Below are 19,995 nucleotides of genomic sequence, written 5' to 3' on the forward strand. Positions count from 1 at the left end.
GAAGTGGGTCAGGTGGCGGCGAGCCGGTCGACCTCACGGCGCAGGCGGCGGAGCGCCCGGTAGGTGCGGGGCATGTGCACGGTGTCCCCGACGATCGGGGTGACCTGCTGGCCTTCGGCGGGGGTGCGCTGGTAGACGACCTCGCGGATGATGTCGGTGACTGTCCCCCGGGGGGTGTCGAAGTTGACCCGGTCGCCGAGGTCGACGTCTTCCCCCCACACCAGCCCCTCGGTGGGCAGCAGATCGAACGCGACCGTTTGCACAGCCGCGGCCTCCGCGAACCGCTCCTCGGCCTGCTGGGCGGCGGCGGTCGCGGGCGGTACCCAGTCGGTGTCGTCGTCGCTGGACGGCTCCAAGGCCAGGTCGCGGGAGTCCTTGAACTCCTCGATGCGCAGTCCCGGCCACAGGGGGGAGGGTTGGGCGAACTCGAACAACAGCCGGTCCTTGCCTTCGCCCCCGGCGCCGATGATGAGGTGGGTGACCTCCGGCGGGGTCAGCTCGTAGGTGTACCCGGCGACGTTGCCGAGCTCCACGGAGAACCCCATCTCGCCGGTGAGGTCGCGCGGTTCGTACACCTCGAAGACCAGGCTGGTGCCGTGCTGCACCACCCTCCACCCGAGGTGCGCGCCGGCCGCGAGGGTGAACGTGTGGTCGTGCAGGTCGGTGAAGCGTTCCGCGCTGGTGATGGTGGGGCCGCGGCCGAGGCTGGTGGGGATGATCAGGCCCGGGTGGCGGCGGGCGACCAACGCCCCGGGTCCGGCGTGCTGGTTGATGAGGGTGCCGATGACGGTCTCGGCGGGTGCGGTGAGGGTGGTGCGGTCCACCGGCTGTTTGACCCCGGCGGCGGTGATCGCGGTCCCGGGGGCGGGGTAGATGGTGCGGCGGAACGCAGAGGTGTCGGAGATGCCGGTGAAGGTGGTGGTTTCCGCGCCGCCCGGCCGGTTGGTTCCGGCGTTGTCGTCGGTGACCTCGGAGACGTGCCGGTTCGTGGGGCCGGAGAACACCGTGCGGCCGTTGACCTCGAACACGATTCCGTCGCCCTCTTCGAGGAGTGCGGCGCTGTCGGTGTCGGCGTCCACGACAAGCTTCCACGCCCCGTGGCCGAGGTGCCTGTCGCGGATCTCCAGCTCTTGTTCGTCGTCGATCTCACCGATCATGTTTCGTTCGTGGTCGCGAACCCGAACCGTCCATTCCACGAGAGTATTCCCTTACTGGAAGATCTTTCTCTATACTGATGCACATGCTTAAGCGACTTACAGCCGCCGAACTGACATCCCTAGCAATCATGGCCCTAGCACTTTTCTTGTGGCCTTACGCGCAAGAAGCATTCATGAATTGGTGGAATGGGGATCTTGATTCCATATTTGGAGTGAGCAAAGAAACCTTGGCAAGAATTGCCAAGATTCTACTCTTCCTAGCTGGCCTGACCATCGTCGCAGACATCGCAGGGACCGATTACCTGAAGCGACTAAGGAGATGGGGCGACGAGACTCACGAAGGACAGATTTCCGACTTCCAAAAGAGGCTATCCACAATCCATCAAGATATAACGGAAAATGACACAGATCTACACCCCGCCCAGATCGAGGCATCTGGATTGACGAACCTAATCGAGCGCGGTCACAGCTGGAGGAGCCATCGGCTACCGAGCACTCCAAAGAAGACCGGCACCAATTCTGATCACTTTGCCCACCACGCTTCCATGGCTAAAATTAGATCCAATTCTAATTACAAGCTCGCAGTTTCATCAATCTGGGCATGGTCGCTTACATGTATCATATTGTCTTGCATCTCAACATTTGCCATCGTAGCGAACAGTGGATCGCCCGTGATGAATATGGTCATGCTGACCATGGGAGCCGCACTCGCAGCCCCAATACTATACGTCGACAGGCTTTCCGTGGCACAAATTAAATGGATGGGATTCTGGATCTCCACCATCAGAGACATGAGTAGACCCATTGCTGCGAAATGCATTGGAAAGACGGTCCATAAAGAAAGGCCGGATCTCAAATACAAGGCAATTGCCGCATCGCTTTTTATCGTCGGGTCTACGATCGACCTAATTATCTCGTAAATCAGGCGGTAGGCGCGAGCGGTGTGTATGCCAGGATCAACCGCGACTCCTCCACCAACCCCGAAGCCATCACGTCCACCGTGTTCTCCCCCGGCGGCAGCGGCCACAGCGTAGACCCCGGATGGGCAAGATGCTGGTACGCGCGAACCCCGTTCAACCGCACCGACTTCCGGCGCGGCCGGGTGTCGATCACCAGCTCATCCCCCGCCTCCAACCCGGCCGTGATCTCCATCCACCGGCCCGTCGTGACGTTCTCCAGCCGGGCACCGGGAGCGATCGGGCCCCGCAGCGTCCACACCGGCCACGTGCGCACCGACCCGGCGACACGGATACCCATGCCGGGGCCGATCGCGGTCGAGCGGCGCACCGACAACGGCAGGATGGGAAGCCACCGGCGGCCGTCCGTCTCCGGGCCCCGGTAGATGATCTCCACCGGGGTGAGTTCCCAGAACGGCTGCTCGGCCCGGAACGTCAACCCGAAGGACGCCCACAGGAGCCCTTCGGTGTCGCGGTCCATCTCCCCCTCCGCGCCGGCCTCGTAGTGGGCCTGGATGGTCCGCCGGGTGCCGTCGAACTCCTGCACGGTCAGCGTTCCCCGGCCGCCGCCGTTCACGGACATCGGGTCCAAGTCCGCGGCCAACGTGCGCCGCCGGTCGATGATGTCGGCCCGGGACTCCCCGTGGATCTTGATGGGCAGGAAAATCTCCCGGGGCAGAGCCCGCACCCCCGCGACCTGGTCGCCGTCAAGCACCCCCGACTCGCGCCGGTAAAACGAGTACTCAGGCATCCCCAGACCGCGGGCCCCGTCCAACAGGGTCCAGCCGCGCGCCCAGTCCGTGAGGGTGGTGGTACGGCCGGACGCCGATGTCCAGGTGATGCGGGTGGTGTAGTCGGGTTGGCGGGGAGGGAGCCCGACCCCGGGCCTACCTGGTGGTGTGGGTGGCAGGTAGACGATGGGCATCAGGCACCCCTCCCCTCTCTCTGTGTGCTGTTGTTACTGGTCATGCCGGGTGGAGTGCGTCCCAGTCGGACTGGGCGGTCATGACCTTGCGTGCGGTGATGCGCGGGTCGCCGGTCTCGGTGATGTGGAACGTCTGGTTCGGACGCTCCCGACCACGCACCCCTTCACGGGCGGCGCGCAGGTCCGCCCACTGCCGGTCGGTCAGCACCGGTTCGGGCCGGCCAGTCTGGTTGGCGACCAGCTGCAACCCGGGCATGAGCCATCCGCCCGTGTCGTACAGGGTCGGGACGGTGTCGAGGCCCTGCAACAGTCGGGTGAGCGGCGGTGTGGTGGCCTGGGTGTTGAAGTCGGTGTCCTGCCACCACAGGCCGCCGTCCGCGAACGCCCGCGGCCTCATGAACTTCGCCGCCCGGCTGGAGTAGCCGGAGGAGAACCGGACGGCGTTCGACTCGTTACCGCCGACCGTGCCACCGTGCTCGTCCACGATGACGTTGATGTGCTGCCACCCGCCGGGGCCGGAACCCTGGTAGACGGCGAGGTCACCAGGGCGGGTATTGCCCACCCCGCGCACGGAGTCCATCGAGGAGTTCGCGAACGAGGCGACGGCCGCGGACCGGATGTTGCTGTACGCGTCCTGCGCCTTGACCTGCTTGATCACCTCGGACACGAACATGGCGCACCACGCGAGGCCGTTCATTCCGAAGGCCCTCGTGAACTGGTTCGGGTTCCCGCTGATGCCGAGGTGGCCGCGTGCGGCGTCCGCTACGGCCTTGCCGTTGCCGCCCAGCTTCTCGCCGACCGTGTTCTTCAACCAGTCGAGGAGCTTGTCGATCATGGCGGAGGGCACGGACACCATGGCCTGTGCCCACCGGCCTTCGGTGAACCGGCCGCGCATGGTCTCGATCAGCGGGTCGAGGACCTGGCTGGCTGCCCCGGCGAGTCCGTCGCCGTCGAAGATGCTTCCGAGGTTGGAGCCGAAGGTGGCGAGTCGGCCGAGGATGCCGCCCTCGGAGAAGGACTGCACCCCGCCGTACACGCCGCCGTTGGCGAACCCGAGAACGGACTGAACACCGCCGATACCGCCGGAGCGCGCTGCTGCGTTGATGGTGTTGACCCAGCCGGGGCCGACAGCGCGCGTGAATTCGGGGCGCATAATGGCTTCGCCGCCGGACAGTTCAAGCCTTCCGCCGGTGGGGCTGAAGAACTTGTGCGGGTCGCGTCCGGGCGTGTATCCGGGCATGATGCCACCCGTTTTGAAGCCGTTGATGCGACCGAGTTCATTCATTCCAACAAGCCCGGCCACCTTATTCCAGGTGGCCCGAATTCCGTCATTGTAAACACGGTTCACAATGAACGAGACGGGCTTTTTGGTGATACTTTCAACCTGTCGCCAGGCCGCCTGAATACCATCCTTCGCAGCACGGAAAGCCTCAATGGCCCGATCCCGCATCGTCTGCAAAGGCGTCACAATGCGATCCCGCAGAGCCGAAGCCCGCGACGCACCCCAATCACGCAACGTCGTCAAATACCCGACCGCGCGATCACGCAACGACAGCACCGCAGCCACAGCCCTATCACGGGCGTTGATCAGCGCACCGACCACACGATCCCGCAACGCCTGAACCCGCACAGCAGCCTGATCACGCAAATTCGTGAAATAGGCCAAAACCCGATCACGCAAATTCAGGATCGCCGCAACAGCCTGATCACGGATCTGACGGAACTTCGCACCAACCGCATTCACCTTCGACTGAAGGGCCGCCGCAGCGGTCTCCATCAACCCGGTGAAACGCTCCCAGATCCACACGCCCAGTTCCATGACGATAACGCCAAGGACAAACAGGATGGACGCAGCCACCGTAGCGAGCAGAGCAGGAATAGCGAGCGCGACAACAAGGAAAGCGATACCGAGACCCGCGACGATCTTCGGACCCCACTCAACAAACCACGCCTGAATCTGCGCGGCGTTGTCGATCCAACCACGGATCTTGTCCGGGAGGCCCCGCGCCCATTCCATAACGGAATCCGCGACCTCGCCCAACCGGACGATCGCGCGGTCCTTCATGTCGAGGACCCACGCCACAGCGGCGTCGATATCGACCATGTCGCGGATACGGCCCGGGATCTCACGGGCCCACTCCACGAACGCGTCGATGTCCACCCAGTCCCGCACCCGGGCCGGGAGACCCCGGAACCACGCGGCGATGTCCTCACCCGTGGACTGGAGCTTGTCCACGGCCGCCGGGCCCACCTCGGACGCCCAGTCGGTCACCCGGTCGGCCAGATCGGAGACCTTCGCTTCGATCCGGTCCGGGAGTTCCTGCGCCCACGCCACGACCGCAGACACGACCGCGTCGAGCTTCGGGGCGAGCTTGGACGGGAGAAGCGCGGCCTGGTCGAGTAGCCAGTCCAGGCCGCCGGTGATCTGCCCGGCGATGTCCTGCCCGATCTGAGTCAGGGTCGCCGGGTCGGAGAGGTTGCGGAGCAGGCCTAGGAACGATTCCCCGAGCCCCGTGCCGCCCTCCCAGATCAGGCGCGGCAGGTCCTTGACCCAGTCCACTACATCCCGGCCAACCCCGGCCAGCACACCCGGGAGCGGTGCGAACCAGTCTCGGATGGTGTCGGCCAGGTCGGACGCGCCAGCAGCGAGCCGTGACGGGAGTTCCTTGACCCAGTCCGCGATGTCCTCGCCGCGGGCCCGCAGCCAGTTCGCGATGTCGGTGCCGGCGCGGCGGAACGCGGCTCCGATCTCGTCGAGGCTGACGTCGCCGGACAGTAGCCCGGTTAGGAGCCGCCATGCGGTTTGCACCTTGGACCAGGCGGCGGTGAAGGTGTCGCCGATGGCCTGCACCTTCGGCTGAAGATCGGTGGTCCAGAAGTCGGACAGCCACTCGAACGCGGGCTGGAGCCACGACCAGGCGGCCCGGCCCACGGTGCGCAGCAGCAGGAACGCGGCGATCAGCGGGGCGAACGCGATCCCGATGGTGACCTTGGCGATCTGGAGGAACACCGGCACCAGCGGTTCGAGCTGGGCGAACAGCGCCTTCGCGGAAACCCACAGGTCGTCCACGAACACGCGGAAGACGTCCACGTTGCGGTAGGCGAGGAGGAGCCCGCCCACCAGCGCGGCAATCGCGATGACCACGAGCCCGATGGGGTTCGCGTTCAGCGCGGCATTGAGGAGCCACTGGGCGCCCTGCCACGCCAGCGTCGCGACCCGGACGATCTTCGCCCACGTGTTGTGGAGGATCATCGCGGCCGTGGCCCGGCCCGTGGTGATCCACACCAGTTTCATCGCGAGGTACTGGGTGCGGATCGCTGCGGTGAGGCGGGTGACCAACGGGGTGCCCGCTGCCCACACCGTCCCTGCGCCCTTCCACCCGGTGGTCATCTCGGCCAGGAACTTGCCTGTCCCACCGACCGCCGTGGTGATCGCGCCGATGGTGCCGACGACCCGGCCGCCGATCCAGATGATGGGGCCGAGCGCGGCCAGGAACATTCCGACCGACGCGGCGGTGTTCAACAGTTCCGGGTTGGTTTCCGAAAGGTCCTGGATGACCAACGCCAAAGACTCAACCCGAGCGGTGACGGCGTCGAGCAAACCCGAATCCGCGACCGCCAAAAGCAGACCCTCAAACGCGGACTTCATTTCACGGATGGCCCCGTTCAGGCCCTCCATCTGAATGTCCGCGATGGTTTCCGCTGCACCACCGGAGTTCTCCAACTCGGCAGTGAAGTCCCGCATCGCCCCGGAACCCTGGTCCAGGAGCGCCATCATTCCCGGACCCGCTTCGAGCCCGAAAATGGTGATCATGTCGGAGGTGGTGGCCCCCGCGGTTTCCAACTGCTCGAAAATGTCCGCGAGGCCAAGCATCTGACCCGACGAGTCGCTGACGGACACACCCAGGTCGTCCAGGGTGTCCGCGACCGCCCCGGTGGGCTTCAGCAGTCGACTGATCGCACCCCGCAGGGACGTGCCGGCCTGCTCGCCCTGGATACCGGCGTTGCCGAGCATTCCGACAGCAGCGGCCACTTCCTCGAATTGCAAACCAGCCGAGTTCGCGACCGGGGCAATGTACTTGAAGGAGTAGCCCAACATTTGCATGTTGACGTTCGAGGAAGTGAACGTCTCCGTGAGAATGTCGTTGACACGGCCCAGTTCCTCAGCCTGGAAACCGTAACCGGTGAGAATGTTCGACGCGATATCAGCGGCTTCGCCGAGATCGATGGCACCGGCAGCTGCCAGGTTCAGGGTGTCGGGCAGGGCCGACATGATCTGGTCGGTGTCGAAACCGGCCATGGCCAGAAAGCCCATGGCGTCCGCAGCTTCAGACGCAGAATACTGGGTGGTCGCACCCAACTCCTGAGCGAGTGCGGTGAGGGAATCGAATTCGCCACCGGTCGCACCCGTAACGGCGCGCACCCGGTTCATCTGCTGCTCGAAATCACCTGCTGTTTTCAGCGTCAACGCGCCGAATGCGGCCATCGGCAACGACAAAGCAGTCGTTGTTTCCTGCCCCGCCGACGCCATCGCCGCCCCCGCGGACGACCACGCCTCACCAGCTCGGGCCACACCGTCACGGGACGCGGCGACGATCGCACCGCCGACCACACCCGACAGGGTCGAGGTGATCGCGGGCCCGGCCGCCGACATGACCCCGCCGAGCGAGGACATCGCCGCCGAACCGGCTTCGCGGGCCGCCGTTGTCGCGGAGGACACCCACCCGGAGAAACCCCCGGTGGGTGGCTGGTAGGACTGGGCCATCGCCCGGGACATCGCGGCCCCGGCCTGCTCCCCCGCCCTCCCGGCCTGCGCCGACAACGCGGCGGGCAGGGTGCGTTCCGTGGTCTTCGCGACCGCGGCCACCGCGTCCTGTGCGGCCTTCGTGGACGCGGCAGTCATCGCGGCGGGCAGGGACGAGGCCGCGGCCTTACTCGCGGATTCGGACAGGGCCCGGCCTGCTGCTTCTCCGACCTTGCCCATCTCCCGGGGGAGCTTCTTCGTCGCGGCGTTGGTGGCCTCGTCAGCGATCTTCTCCCCAGCTTCCCGGGCGGCCTTCGCGGAAGTCTTGCGGACCTCCTTGGAGGCCTCGTCCACCATGTCCGCGCCGAGCTTGGCACCGCCGACCTTCGCGGCCCGGGACGCAGCCGAGGTGGCTTCCCCGGTCAGGCGTTTGGTGAAGTCCCTCATCGAGGGGAGGACGTTGAGCCATACGGCGCCTACGGTGGTCGCCACCAGGGCCCCCTTGATCTACTGGAATAGGTGCTCGAATCCGGGGGTCAGTCGGCCGACCATGCCCCTGAACGCCTTCGCCGCGGCTTCGGCCTCAGCTGCCTTGCGGGCTTCCTCGGCGTGGTCCACCGGGCGCGGCATCGGGTCGGGGCGTTTCACCCGGCGCGGGTTCTTGGAGTTGACGGCGACGGTGACCGTGGCGTGGTCCCGGACCGCGTCCGCGATCACCGCGAGCAGGTACGTGTCATCGGTCCACGTGTGACCCCGGGCCGCCCTGTGGTACGCCGAGGTGGGCGGCAGGTGCTCGATCAGCACCCGGAGTTGGCGGAGGGACACCCGTCCGGCGGGCGGTTCGGTACCGCCGGATAGGTCCGCGTCCATGGTCACCAGGTAGTCACCGAGCCAGTCCCGGCCGCCGTACTCCGCGATCAGTGCGGCCTCGACCGCCTCGGCCTCCTCGGGGGAATCCCCCAGAAGGTCTAGGACTGTGTAGGGCCCGCGCCGTCCACCAGCTCGTCCTTGAGGCTGGTCTGGATGTCCATGAAGATGAGGAACACATCGTTGTCGCTGTGCTCGGGGTGGTCGCGGAACTGCTCGTACTGGTCACCGAGGATCGCGCGCGCCTTGTCGGCGGTGGTCTTCGCGGCGTCGACCTGATCGGACCACTCGTCGCCCGCGAACAGGGGGTGGGGGATGGTGTAGGTCCGGCCGTCCTCGCCCTCGAACGGGACGACCGGGTTCTCCGCGGACTCCAGTCCGAGCTTGTCGGCGAACTTGCGCTTGACGGCGGACAGGGTGCGGCGGGTCTTGCGGTTCTGGGCCATGGGGTTCGTCTCCTGACGGGGTGTGGGGTGGGCGCTGGGGCGAGCCGACCCGGGTGGGGTCAGCGAAGAACCCGGCCGGTGGGGCTCACCCCTGTGGGCCACCGGCCGGGTTCGGATCGAGGGTTAGTCGAGGTCGACCGTCGCCGACGCCGGGGACACCGCGAGGGCTTCCGGTGTGGGCTCGGGGACCGTGATCGTGGACGTGCCGGACAGCCCGGAGTGGGAGGCGGTGACCGTGCACTCCCCCGGGCCAACAGCGGTGACCAGACCGGCGGTAGACACGGTGGCCACCGCCTCATCGGAGCTGGTCCACGTCGCGGTGGAGGTGACGGGTTCGGCGGTGCCGTCCGTGAGGGTGAGCGTCGCGGTGAGCTGCTGGGTAGCCACGCGTGCGCCTTTCCAGGTGAGAGATGGGCGGGTGGGCGGTGACGCTTAGTCCAGGAGGACTGTTGCTGTTGGGGGCGTCACCATCAGGGAGAAGGGGCCGGGTCCGGGTCCGTGGGGGCCATCTCCCGCCAGCCGGGGCCGTCCATCCAGTGCAGGACGTCGGTGTTGACCGCCGCGTCCTTGTACGCCTTGACCGTCATCTCGTAGCCCTTAGCGTCCGCACGGTTCTCCGTCTCGTCGCCGATCTCCGTGACCGCACCGGACGGGTAGAGGCGGGCCCGGATCTTCTCCGCGCCCGTGCTCTTGGAGTAGTCCACCGCAACGAAAAGCCACCGGCGTTCGATGATCTTCGGCACCGCGTCCTTCGACCAGGCGAGCGGGGCGCCGAGCTGGGTACCGAGCTGGGAGAACAACAGCCCCTCGTACAGGGCGAGGACGACCGGGCTGGTTTCCAGGGCGACGATCTGGGAGGTGGACGTGTCGGTCTGCACGTCGTCCCGGATCGACGCGGCCTCCTGGGCTGCCATGGTCTCCGCGATGTCCCGCTCACGGGAGTGGGTGATGCCGTCCTCGGTCAGGTAGCCGACCGGGTGCCAGCCGATCGGGAGAGTGTTGAGGTTGCCGTCCTCGTCGAACAGCTCGGTCGGGATCTCGACATCGGCGTCCGCGACGAACACGGCGACGAACAGGCCCTTGAACACCGCCGACTTGGCGACGGTGTACTGGGACTCGACAGTGGCCACGGTGGGCCACCTCCTTTTGGGCATGAGGAAGGAGCCCCGGGCCGCTGGGCGGCAGGGGCTCGCAAAGATCAGGTGAGGGAGGCGGCGCAGGCGGCCGGGCCCAGGAGGCTGGGCGGGGGCGCGCGGCTCTCAGCAGGAACGTCAGGCGCGGGTGTTGACCCGGAACGCCCCGTAGTAGCGAAGGATGTGCTCGGACTCGTGGCGGGCGGACCCGGGTTCGAGGTGGACCGCGCAGTCATCCACGAGCACCCCGGCCCAGAACCGGGCGGCCAGCCGCTCAAAAGCGGCCACGCTGGCCTTGACCGCGGCCTGGATGACGTCCAGGTCCGTGTCGTACCAGTCGCAGTCGAGGATCATCGTGGTGTCCCCGGCCCACGACCGGGTCCCGCCGGGCTGGGGGCCGACCCGGAGCAGCGGACCCGCCTTCAACGCTTCTTCCAGGCGTGCGCCGGCCGGGCGTTTGGTGACGGTGCGAATCTCGGGAACCTCCTGGGTGTGCCAGGAGACGACGGTCGCGAGGAGGTTCGGGGCGTCCGGGTCGAGCAGAGCACTCACACGACCCTCCCCGCGGCCTGGAGGAGCGACAGCAGATGTTCGCGCTCGTGGTTGTGGCTGCTGTCCGCGCGCACCCGCGCTTCAGGGCGCCCCTTGCCCTTGCCGCGTTTACGGACCGACGTTTCCACGGTGAACGTCCCGTCGATCCCCACGCCTCGGGCGAGAGCGTTCGCGTTGCGTGCGATATCAGCGGCACGCTGTTCAGCGGCTTCCTGGATACCGGCTTCGCGCATGGCGTCACCGACCCCCATGTAGAAGACGCGGACGACCTCGCCGGGGCGCTGCGGTTTCATGGGGCGGGTCATCCTCGCACCTCCTGGAGCCGGACGGCGATGTGGTCGAGGAGCCCGGTCGCGGACCGGTGGTAGGAGGCGGGGCCGTGGACTTCGGCGCGGGTGCCGGCGTGCTCGAACGCGTCGACGGCGTCGATGTCCAGGTCGAGGCCCGGGATGTACAGGTCGAAGTAGGCGACGGTCTGGTCTTGGACCTGGTCGGCGCGTTCCGCGGAGTCGAGGGGCTGCCACGAGCACCCGGTGAGGGTTTCGTGGACGTCCTCGTACACGTCGTTGCCGTACCGGTCCCGGCCGGTCACCTCCCGGCGGATCAGGGTGACGGTGTCCGCCCAGATGCCGCCGGTCATGGTTTCGGTCCGAGGTGGTAGCGGGACAACGCCGAGTAGTCGAACTCCGACAGCTCAACGGCCGCCCGGAACCTCACGGTGCGCCGGTCCACGGTCTCCGAGGACACCGACACCGGAATGTTCGACCCCCGGGCCGCGACCTCCACACACAACTGGGTCAGGTTCGGCGGGGCGGGGTCGAACCCGGCCGTGTAGTCGACCTCGATCCGCCCGAACCCCACCGGCCAGCACCCGCCCACCCGTTCGAGTTGGCCGTACCGGCGCGACACCCGGAACTGGACCGGGGCCCCGTCCACCCGCACCTCGGCCACCTCGTGAAGGCGCATCGTGTGCAGGGTCAGGACCCGGCCGCCCCGGCCGTCGTACTCCTCACCCACCGCCGTGTACCGGGTGATCGGCCACCCGCACCAGTCCTGGATGTTGCGGCCCGCGGCGGCGAGGAGGTGTTCAGCGTGGTCGGGTTGACGGGCCTCGGTGAATCGGGGCCAGTCGTCTAGGGTGGCGAGCGGCGGCCAGTCGGAGGGGTCCATCTACTCGTCCCCCTCCTGCTTGGTGGCCTTGGTGCGGCGGCCGGTCGGCTTGGTGTCGGGCTCGTCAGCGATGAGGCCGCGACTGCGGGCCTCGGCCTCGGTGAGCTGCATCTTCGTCGGGTAGCCGTTCACGGTCACCTCGTAGACGGCGAGCTTGCCGTTGGGCACTGGTGTCACCCCCTTCCCTCCTGTGATCACGCTGGGGCCCTGGCCCGGTGTGCCGCACGACGCATGGTCAGCGCCGCACACCGGGCACACGCCCCGCTTGCGGTGGGTGAACATCAGCTCGCGGCGTCTTCGAGCGCCTGCACCCTCGCGGCGAGCGCCGACAGTGCATCCGCAGTCGCGAGGTTCGCGTGGGTGTGGTTGCCTGCGGCGGCCGTGGACGCGGTGGTGCCGATGGTGGGCGGGAACGTGGACGGCTTGCCGGTGACAGCGGACCACGCCACGGTCGACGGGGTCTCGCCGCCGGTGTCGCCGAGCAGGTCGGCCAGCTCCTCTGCGGAACCGGCCGACCGGAGACGCCCCTGGAACTCGCTCATGTAACCCTCAGTTGCCATGGGTTCCTCCTACGCGGCCAGCTCGACGCGAACGAACGCGCTGGGCTGGAGGACAGCCAGGGCCACGCGGCACTCGCCGAGAACGGCGACCATGTTTCTCACGAAAAAGTCACTGTGCGAATCTGTGACGGTAATGCTCGCCTCTTCGCGGTCGTACAGGACGGCCTTCGACCAGTCGCCCACGAACAGCTCACCCTGAGGGACGGCCTCGTTCTCCACCACCGGCAGGTTCCACAGCGTGTTGGTGCCACCAGCAGCGACCGGCCCGCCGAGCACGTAGCGGCCTTCGTTGTCCTTGACCAGGTCCATGGACTCCAGGTCGAGGGGGTTGACCGCGACGCCGTTGGACTGGGCGCGGGCGCCGAGCCGGGTCATGGTCTTCGCGCGACGGATCGCTTCGATGTTCGCGCTGACCGCGTTGCCGCCGTTGGGGTCCACGGTGAGGACCTGCACACCGGGGGTGTGGGCGATACCGCGCAGGGAGTCCGAGGTGGACCCGTCGCCGTTGATGATCTCCCGGTCGATCTTCTCCTCCAGGCCGTAGCGCAGGAGGGCGTCCACGAGGGAACGGACCTGCGCCACGTCGGAGAGGGCGCGGCGGGTCATCGCGAACCAGTGCGCGATCGTCTTGACCGTGGTCGACTCGGATCGGGTGGTGAACCCGGACAGCGGCTTGACACCGGTCGCCGGGGACGGCGTGGCGGGGCTCTCCACCGACGTGGACTCCGCGACGAACTCGGCCCGGTTCGTGACGGTGTCGATGTAGGTGTACTCGATGGTGTCCGAGGTGGTCGTCGCGCCGGTCACCAGGTCCCGCATGGTGAGCGGGCGCAGGAACGGGTCCAGGCCGAGCTGGAGCCCCCGGTAGTCCGGGCGGACCAGGCCACCCGCCGAGGTGCGGTCGCCGCCGGTGAGCAGGTCCTTGTAGGCGACCGGGCGGGAGGTGATGCGCTGGTTGGAGTTGAAGTGCTGGCCGGTCTTCTGGGACAGCAGGTCCTTGAACTCGGCCGAGTCCGTGAAGTGCGAACCGAGGGACTTACCGCCCAGGTCGACGGCCTTCCCGGGCTCCTGCCGCTGGTCGTTGGACGGCTCGAACTCGATACCGTCGAAACCCTTCAGGGCGTCGCGGAGAGCGGTGTCGCCCTGCCGGGTCTTGATCTGCTTCGCGAGATCAGCGCCGGCCTCGATGTGCTTCTGGACGGTGGCGCGCTCGTCCTCGGTGAAGTCGCGGCCCGCGGCCTCGGCGGTGTCGGTGATGTCGGTGGCGGCCTTGGCGTGGGCCTTCAGCTCGTCCTTGAGCTGGTCCAGGGTCTTCCGGGACATGCGGTGTTTCCTCGTTCCGTGGAAGTGGAGCGAGGCGGCACCGATGCCGGGCACACCCTCGTTGGGGTGGCGGGGCTGGTGTGGCCTGCAAAAACGTGCGGGTTGGGTGGTGGGTTACAGGTCGGCCAGGTGGGCGGTCAGGTCGGCGAGCTGGGCGCGCAGCGGGTCCGGGGCCGGGGGTTCGTCCGCGGCCGACTTACCCTCGGGGGTGTCGTCGGTGGCGTCCGGGGCCGGTGCCGGGGTGGGCTGCTGGCTGAGCTGGTCGGTGAGGTGCTTGACCTGGTCGGAGAGCGCCGCGAGCGTGGACACGATTGCGTCCCACTCAGCGGGCGGGGTGGTCTGGGGTTCGGTCGGTTCGGGGTCCGCGGCGGCCGGGGTGGGTGCCGGGTCCGGGGCGGGTTCGGGGCCGTCGTCGGGGGCGGTGGACTTGGAGGCCAGGGCCTCAGCGACGATCGCGCGCACCCGCTCCTCGGTCAGCCCCACCTCAGCGGTCTTGACAGTGCCGAGGCTGGTGTTCTGGTTCGCGCCGACCAAGCACGGGCCGGCCTCGAACAGCTTCAGTTCCCGCAGCTCGTAGTAGCCGGTGCGGGAACCGTCGTCGTTCTTCAGGTCCACGAACGCGCCCTCGGACACCTCGTAGCCGAAGCTGAACTGCTTGACCCGACGCCCCTTCAGTAGCCGGTACACCTTCGCGGCGAACGGCTCTTCCAGGTCCAGGCGGGCCTTGATCCACAGCCCTTCGGGGGTTTCCTTGGCCTCCTCGATCACGCCGATGTGCGCGTCGGGGTTGGACCAGTCGTGCGACCAGATGAACGGGATGGGGTCCTCAGAGGACTTCCACGCCTCCAGGGTCTTCTCGAACGCGCCGGGGGCGATCTTGTCCCCGACACTGTCCTTGTCGTAGGTCGCCACGATCGCCTCGACAACACCGTCTTCGGTGCCCTCGTGCGCGCCCGCAGCCTTGATCTGGACGGGCACGGACTTCGTGCGCATCATGTGGTTACTCCTCGTCCGGCGTGCCGCCGGGGTCGTCTTCGATTTGCGGGACGCCGGTGATGCTGAGCTGGCATTTGCATTTCGCGGACTCGCGAGCGGGCAGGATGCTGTCGCCGGGCCACCGGCCGCCGTTCGAGAACTTGCCGGTGAGCGGGACCGTTTGGCCGTTCATCCGGGCGTGGGTGGCACGGCTGTTGCGGGCGGTGGTCCGCCACGTCTTCCGGCCGGTGTCACCGAACACCCGCTCCGCTTCCTTCACCGACGTGTAGCCCGCGACGTGCTGGGTCTGGCGGGCCGCCAGCTCAACGGAGCGGGACGCAGCCCACGTCGCGAACATGGCCTTCAACGCCTCGGCCGGGTCGTCCGCTTCGAGGGCTTCCTCGACGTGAATGCGGGAGGTGTCGGTGGTCGCCCGCGCCTGTTCGGCCGCGTTGTCCATCAGCCACACGGCAGTGGACTCCGGGTCGTAGTTGGCCGGGTCCTCCCCCATCTCCTCCAGGGCGGCCCGCGCGGACGCCGCGGCCGTGGACAGGTTGACCTGCCCCAGGACCAGGGCCAGTTCGGTCTCCCACCGGTCCCAGTTCACGGACGCGGCCGAGTCCTTCGTGAGTGGCCCGCGGGCCTTCGCGGCACCGAGCAGCGCCCCAAGGGATCGGGCTTGCCGGGCGAAGAACCGGGACAGTTCGTCGGTCGCCCGCGTCACCGTGCGTTCCGGCGGGGCGGCTTTGATCAGCAGGGTCCGCGTCTTCGTGCGGGCCTTCCCCAGGTCGGGGGGCGGAGCCGAGTCGCGCGGAGACGCCTGCCCGCCCTGGGTGACGTTCAGCGGCACCACGAGCTCGTTGCCGCCCTCCAACTCCTGGAGGTTGTTCTGGGCGCGGATCTCGTTCACGGTCATCCACGGGGCACCAGCGGCAGTGGACGCCGCAATGGCCTGCTCCTCGAACGACCCGGACATCTTCGCCTTGATGTCGAATTCGAGGTACACCAGGTCGGGGTCCGCCAACTCGGGAACCAGCTGATTCTCAAGGGACTCGTCAATGTCGACCAGCCACGGCCCCAACGTGTCCTGGTACAGCTGTTTGTGCTGCTCACGAATGTTGCTGAAGGTGGCGTGGTCGAGGATGCCGACCAGCGGCGGGGGGATGTGGTACGCGGCGGCGACCTCTTCGCGGGTGAGCTTGCGGGCCTCGATGTACTGGGCCGCTTTGGGGTCGAGCCCGGCGGGGACGTAGGTCATCCCGTCTTCGAGGACGGGCACTCCCCCGGCGTCGGCGCCGTCTCCGGTGTACAGGTCGCGGAACTCGCGCTGGAACCGTTCGCGGGCCTCGTCCGACCAGTCCTTGCCCTTCATCTGCGGGCGCTGAATAAACCCGGACGTGCGGGCCCCGTTGCGCCACATCTGCTGGCGGTGCCGGTTGGCCTCGTACTCCTCCAGGAGGATGTTCCGCAGCGCCAACAGCGGCGAGGTGCCGTGCCACAGGGAGTCCACCGCGAACCCGTGGAAGTGGATCATGTCCTGGGCGGGGACCCGCACCCTCCCACCCACCACGTATTCAGCTGGTTCGATCCACGACCCCCCTTCGGGGTGCACCCATGGGCGCGGGACCGGCAGCAGACCGATCACACGTCCGCTGTTGGGGTCGCGGATCTTCGCTACGAACGCGTCGTCGTAGATGGCCCTGTTGGAGATGATGTGGGTGAACAGCTGGTAGCGGGTGATCTTGCGGCCCGGGAGAGGGGTGTCCAGCAGCTTGGGGAGCGGGTGGTTGGTGAGCCGACGCCGGTCGGTGTCGGACCGGCGCTCGTAGGCGTGCAGGGTGAGTTGGGCGATGTTGCGGGCCAGGAAGCTGACGACCGTCTGCACCTGCGGTTGGGCCTCGAAGATCGCCCCGAACTCCACCCACTGGTTGCCGAGCTGGAGAGCCTGCGGCAGGTCGTACCCGCCACGGTCACGGACGTGCTCAAGTTCGCCGCCGGACACGATGAAGCTCACGACCGGATCACCTGCCAGAACTCGACCTCGGAGCGTTCGAGGATGACCGCGCCGTCGCACTCGGCGGGTTCCAGGCCGGGTTCGAGCCGGGTGGCGTTGCGCAACTCCACCAGACGTCCGGCCTTGCGGTAGAGGACTCCGCGGAAGCCGGTGCCGTTGTGGAGGTTCACGATGACCTCGCGGCGGAGCAGGAGCCGGAACCACGCGAACACGGGCCCACCCCCTTTCTGTGGGTCGGCCCGGTAGGTTGGGCGCATGAGAATGTCGTTCGTTCAGCCCGCAGGTGAGGGCTCCCGGTTCGCCGAAGGCGCGTTCGATGGCGTGATCGGGAAGACCATCCCCGTGAACACGCCAGAGGGGCGGCATCAGGGGCGGGTCGTTGCCGCGACGGTGGCCGAGGACGGGCAGTCAGTCGAGCTGACGGTGGAGGTCGACGGGTTCGTCCTGCCTCAGCCCGTGTCCGGTCCGGGGCTGTTGAGCGTCACGCGACGGTGAAGCAGCGGGCAGGGTGGGGTACCTACAAGCAGGTGGCCGCCGAGCTGACCGGACGGATCGAGGATGGGCGGCTTCCGGCCGGCGGGCCGGTTCCGTCAGAGGCGGCGCTGGGCCGCGAGTTCGGGGTGTCCCGCACGGTGGTGCGGCGGGCGTTGGCCGTGTTGGAGAAGGCCGGGTTGGTGCGGGCGGTGCCCGGGGTGGGCCGGGTCGTGTCCACCAGCGAGGAGCGGGCCCGCCCGGCCGGAAAGGTGCCGGCGCCGTTCCGGTTGATCGCCCGTGATCTGCGCGAGCGCATCACCAGCGGTGACCTCGCCGAGGGGGACCCGCTACCGTCCGAGTCGGACCTTCAACGCGCCTACGGAGTGTCGCGGACGACGGCCCGGCACGCCTTCGCAGCGTTGGAAGGGGCCGGGCTCGTCTCGGTGGTGCAGGGCAAGGGCCGGGTGGTCACGCGACGGTGAGGCCGCGGCCTTCGTAGGCGGAACCGCTGTCCTCGTCGTCGTCATTGAGCGCCCACGCTGAAGCGGCCATGGCCGCCACTGGAACGCCGTCGATGCGCTTCCCGGACTTGTCCCGCTCCGGTTTGTCGGGGCGGATCAGGTCGGGGTTGTACGGGGCGCGGCGCACCTCGACGCTGTCGAAGCAGAACGACGCCACCGGGTTGCCGTGGTGCGCGAACCGGCGGGTCTTCACCAACGCCATGACCTCGTTCAACCCCGGGGTCATCCGGTCGTAGGTGTTCTTGTACGCGACGATCTCGCCCTCCTCCGGGTCCAACCCGGTGAGGTCCGCGACCTTGTTGATGACCGGCCACATCGACCACTCGTCGGAGTGCGCGGCGCGGAACGCGAAGTGGTCGCCGTCCTCGCCGATGTCCTCGTACACCCGCTCGTAGTCGATGATGTTGCCTTCGGTGATGGTCAGCCAGCCCTGTTCGGCCCACCGGGTGAACGCGCCGTCGTTCTCCTCATCGAGCTTCGGTAGGGCGTCCTCGGGGAGCCAGAACCGCCACAGCACGTCGACGGGGCCGCCCTTCTCCTCCGGGGGGAGGAGCACACACCACGCGGTCAGGTCGAACTTCGCGGACAGGTCGAGGCCGCCGTAGGCTTCCCGGCCCGCCAGTTCCTCACGGGCCTGGTCCGGGTGGGCCCACACCGTGCCGGGGTTCTCCCCGTACAGGTGCATGGGCATCCACCTCGTGGACTGGCGCACCCACTGGTTGAGCCGGAACTGGCGGAACGCGTTCTCCTTCTCCGGGGCGTTCTTCGCGTCCGACGCGGCCTGCCGGAACTTCTCGATCGACAGGAAGTCGCCCAGGGCGGGGTTCGCGATCTTCCACGTCGCCTCATCCCACGGGTCCTCGTCCTCCGGGGTGTTGCGCAGGTACACGAACGTGTGCGACGACCGGCCCGGCATGTCGAAAATCCTCTGCATCTCGTTGTGCATGTTCGCCGCGAACGACGCGGGGTCGTTGCCCGCGGTGGTCGCCGCGATCATCAACGGCTGGCGGCGGGCACCCGAACCCATACCGGTCTCCATGGCGTCCCACAGGTCCCGCTTGCGCCACGCCAGGATCTCGTCTGCCGCGACCCCGTGCGGGTTGTAGCCCAGGGCGCCGGCCGCGTCGGCGGCGATCACCTGGTAGAAGCTCGCGGTCTTCGGGTCGACGATGCGCTTGTTGGCGTCCTTGACCTGCAACCGGCGCGACAGCACCGGGGAGAGCTGCACCATGCGCTTCGCGACGTTGAACACGAGCGAGGCTTGGTCGCGGTCGCGGGCGCACCCGTACAGCTCGGCTTCTTCCTCGCCGTCAGCGACGAGCAGGTACAGCATGATCGCGGCCTGGATCTCGGACTTGCCGTTCTTACGGGCGAGCTCGATCCACGCCGTGGAGTACTGGCGGACGTAGTCCTGGTACTCGTCGGACCAGCGCACCGCCCCGAACAGCGGCCGGATGATGTCGTCGCGCTGCCACGGGGTGAGGATGAACGGCTTGCGCGCGTAGGTGCCCTTGGTGTGCACCAGGACCTCTTCGATGAACCCCTGGGCGTGGTTCGCGCGCGGGGTGCAGAAGTGGTTGCCGTGCTCGGGGCAGGTCAGGCCGTCGTGGGTCCAGGAGCAGGCGGGCAGGTCAGGAGAGGAATCGTTCGGCTCCACCCCTGACCTCCTCCCGGTCGATCTTCAGACCGGCACGGTCCGAGGGGGTGAGGCCGAAGCGGGCGCCGATACGGGTCATGGTTTCCGCGTAGTCGCGGGCGATCTGGACGGCGGGGTTCTTGACCCGCTCGCCCTTCTGGCCGATGACCATCACCCCGTACTGGGCGAGCTCGTCCACGGCTTCGCGGTGGCGGACAACGGCGTCACACCACACCGCGAACGTGTCGACGTCCCACGGGGTGAGGACGGTCTTCGCTTCGAGGTCGGGGGCGAGCCGGTTCCACACGTCCAGGGCGGTTTCGTAGGGGGACGCGGGGTCGGCCTGGTTGTGGAGGGCGACCAGCCACGCGGGTGGGGCGATGGTGCCTTGCCCGGGGAGGGGTTCGTCGGTGTTGACGCGGTCGGGGCGGGTGCCGTCGAGGAGCTTGAGGGAGGTGGGTTTGGGGCGGGGGCCGGGCTTGGCCACGAGGACGCACCTCCCCCGGGGCGGATATTTTTCGGCTATCTCGTCGGCGGATACG

The 19,995-nt window shown here is 67.7% G+C and carries 22 protein-coding genes; 3 read left to right on the forward strand and 19 right to left on the reverse strand.

Annotation, left to right across the window (positions count from 1 at the left end; genetic code table 11):
* Positions 1–8 precede the first annotated feature (8 nt).
* A complete protein-coding gene (locus tag Q8791_RS23420) occupies positions 9–1,196 on the reverse strand; it encodes a Gp37-like protein (protein ID WP_456238153.1) in 1,188 nt (395 codons plus the stop codon).
* A gap of 44 nt (positions 1,197–1,240) precedes the next feature.
* Here Q8791_RS23420 and Q8791_RS23425 point away from each other — a divergent pair, with 44 nt between their 5' ends.
* A complete protein-coding gene (locus Q8791_RS23425) occupies positions 1,241–2,077 on the forward strand; it encodes a hypothetical protein (protein ID WP_330093941.1) in 837 nt (278 codons plus the stop codon).
* Between the two features lies 1 nt (position 2,078).
* Here Q8791_RS23425 and Q8791_RS23430 read toward each other — a convergent pair whose 3' ends face one another.
* The 16 genes from Q8791_RS23430 to Q8791_RS23505 form a co-directional block, all read right to left on the reverse strand.
* Positions 2,079–3,038, reverse strand: a complete 960-nt coding sequence (locus Q8791_RS23430) for a phage distal tail protein (protein ID WP_330093942.1) — start codon at positions 3,036–3,038, stop codon at positions 2,079–2,081.
* A 40-nt stretch (positions 3,039–3,078) separates the two neighbouring features.
* Positions 3,079–8,274: a phage tail tape measure protein gene (locus tag Q8791_RS23435; protein ID WP_330093943.1), complete on the reverse strand. Its 5,196-nt coding sequence runs from the start codon at positions 8,272–8,274 to the stop codon at positions 3,079–3,081.
* A gap of 15 nt (positions 8,275–8,289) precedes the next feature.
* Positions 8,290–8,652, reverse strand: coding sequence for a hypothetical protein (locus Q8791_RS23440; protein WP_330093944.1), 363 nt, complete (start codon positions 8,650–8,652; stop codon positions 8,290–8,292).
* A gap of 98 nt (positions 8,653–8,750) precedes the next feature.
* Positions 8,751–9,095 (reverse strand): hypothetical protein, encoded by a 345-nt coding sequence (locus Q8791_RS23445; RefSeq protein ID WP_330093945.1) that lies wholly within the window; start codon positions 9,093–9,095, stop codon positions 8,751–8,753.
* 123 nt (positions 9,096–9,218) lie between these two features.
* Positions 9,219–9,482 carry an Ig-like domain-containing protein gene (locus Q8791_RS23450; RefSeq protein ID WP_330093946.1) on the reverse strand — a complete coding sequence of 88 codons (264 nt, stop codon included), beginning with the start codon at positions 9,480–9,482 and terminating at the stop codon, positions 9,219–9,221.
* 83 nt (positions 9,483–9,565) lie between these two features.
* Positions 9,566–10,225, reverse strand: a complete 660-nt coding sequence (locus Q8791_RS23455; RefSeq protein ID WP_330093947.1) for a phage tail tube protein — start codon at positions 10,223–10,225, stop codon at positions 9,566–9,568.
* 141 nt (positions 10,226–10,366) lie between these two features.
* Positions 10,367–10,780, reverse strand: coding sequence for a hypothetical protein (locus Q8791_RS23460; protein ID WP_330093948.1), 414 nt, complete (start codon positions 10,778–10,780; stop codon positions 10,367–10,369).
* Positions 10,777–11,073 carry a hypothetical protein gene (locus tag Q8791_RS23465; RefSeq protein WP_330093949.1) on the reverse strand — a complete coding sequence of 99 codons (297 nt, stop codon included), beginning with the start codon at positions 11,071–11,073 and terminating at the stop codon, positions 10,777–10,779. The genes Q8791_RS23460 and Q8791_RS23465 overlap by 4 nt, the downstream gene beginning before the upstream one ends.
* Before the next feature lie 8 nt (positions 11,074–11,081).
* Complete coding sequence (locus Q8791_RS23470; protein WP_330093950.1) at positions 11,082–11,420, reverse strand: hypothetical protein; 339 nt, start codon at positions 11,418–11,420, stop codon at positions 11,082–11,084.
* A complete protein-coding gene (locus Q8791_RS23475; protein WP_330093951.1) occupies positions 11,417–11,950 on the reverse strand; it encodes a hypothetical protein in 534 nt (177 codons plus the stop codon). Before Q8791_RS23475 ends, Q8791_RS23470 begins: the two co-directional genes overlap by 4 nt.
* Positions 11,951–12,127, reverse strand: a complete 177-nt coding sequence (locus Q8791_RS23480) for a hypothetical protein (RefSeq protein ID WP_330093952.1) — start codon at positions 12,125–12,127, stop codon at positions 11,951–11,953.
* 104 nt (positions 12,128–12,231) lie between these two features.
* Positions 12,232–12,510: a hypothetical protein gene (locus Q8791_RS23485; protein WP_330093953.1), complete on the reverse strand. Its 279-nt coding sequence runs from the start codon at positions 12,508–12,510 to the stop codon at positions 12,232–12,234.
* Positions 12,511–12,519: 9 nt separating this feature from the next.
* The gene (locus Q8791_RS23490) at positions 12,520–13,833 is read right to left on the reverse strand and encodes a phage major capsid protein (RefSeq protein WP_330093954.1); all 1,314 of its coding nucleotides are present in this window, start codon (positions 13,831–13,833) and stop codon (positions 12,520–12,522) included.
* A gap of 114 nt (positions 13,834–13,947) precedes the next feature.
* The gene (locus tag Q8791_RS23495; protein ID WP_330093955.1) at positions 13,948–14,829 is read right to left on the reverse strand and encodes an HK97 family phage prohead protease; all 882 of its coding nucleotides are present in this window, start codon (positions 14,827–14,829) and stop codon (positions 13,948–13,950) included.
* 4 nt (positions 14,830–14,833) lie between these two features.
* On the reverse strand, positions 14,834–16,822 hold the full coding sequence (locus Q8791_RS23500) for a phage portal protein (protein ID WP_330093956.1): 1,989 nt from the start codon (positions 16,820–16,822) through the stop codon (positions 14,834–14,836).
* The gene (locus tag Q8791_RS23505; RefSeq protein ID WP_330093957.1) at positions 16,819–17,034 is read right to left on the reverse strand and encodes a hypothetical protein; all 216 of its coding nucleotides are present in this window, start codon (positions 17,032–17,034) and stop codon (positions 16,819–16,821) included. The genes Q8791_RS23500 and Q8791_RS23505 overlap by 4 nt, the downstream gene beginning before the upstream one ends.
* 43 nt (positions 17,035–17,077) lie before the next feature.
* On the opposite strand from Q8791_RS23505, the gene Q8791_RS23510 reads away from it, so the two are divergent.
* Both Q8791_RS23510 and Q8791_RS23515 read left to right on the forward strand, forming a co-directional pair.
* Entirely contained in the window at positions 17,078–17,317 is a 240-nt protein-coding gene (locus tag Q8791_RS23510) for a hypothetical protein (protein ID WP_330093958.1), read from the forward strand.
* Positions 17,314–17,778, forward strand: coding sequence for a GntR family transcriptional regulator (locus Q8791_RS23515; protein ID WP_330093959.1), 465 nt, complete (start codon positions 17,314–17,316; stop codon positions 17,776–17,778). The genes Q8791_RS23510 and Q8791_RS23515 overlap by 4 nt, the downstream gene beginning before the upstream one ends.
* Here Q8791_RS23515 and Q8791_RS23520 read toward each other — a convergent pair.
* Positions 17,765–19,474 carry a terminase large subunit gene (locus Q8791_RS23520; protein WP_330093960.1) on the reverse strand — a complete coding sequence of 570 codons (1,710 nt, stop codon included), beginning with the start codon at positions 19,472–19,474 and terminating at the stop codon, positions 17,765–17,767. The genes Q8791_RS23515 and Q8791_RS23520 overlap by 14 nt on opposite strands.
* Positions 19,449–19,940: a phage terminase small subunit P27 family gene (locus tag Q8791_RS23525; protein WP_330093961.1), complete on the reverse strand. Its 492-nt coding sequence runs from the start codon at positions 19,938–19,940 to the stop codon at positions 19,449–19,451. The genes Q8791_RS23520 and Q8791_RS23525 overlap by 26 nt, the downstream gene beginning before the upstream one ends.
* Between the last annotated feature and the right edge of the window lie 55 nt (positions 19,941–19,995).

Source organism: Nocardiopsis codii, from assembly GCF_036327455.1.
Classification (GTDB): domain Bacteria; phylum Actinomycetota; class Actinomycetes; order Streptosporangiales; family Streptosporangiaceae; genus Nocardiopsis; species Nocardiopsis codii.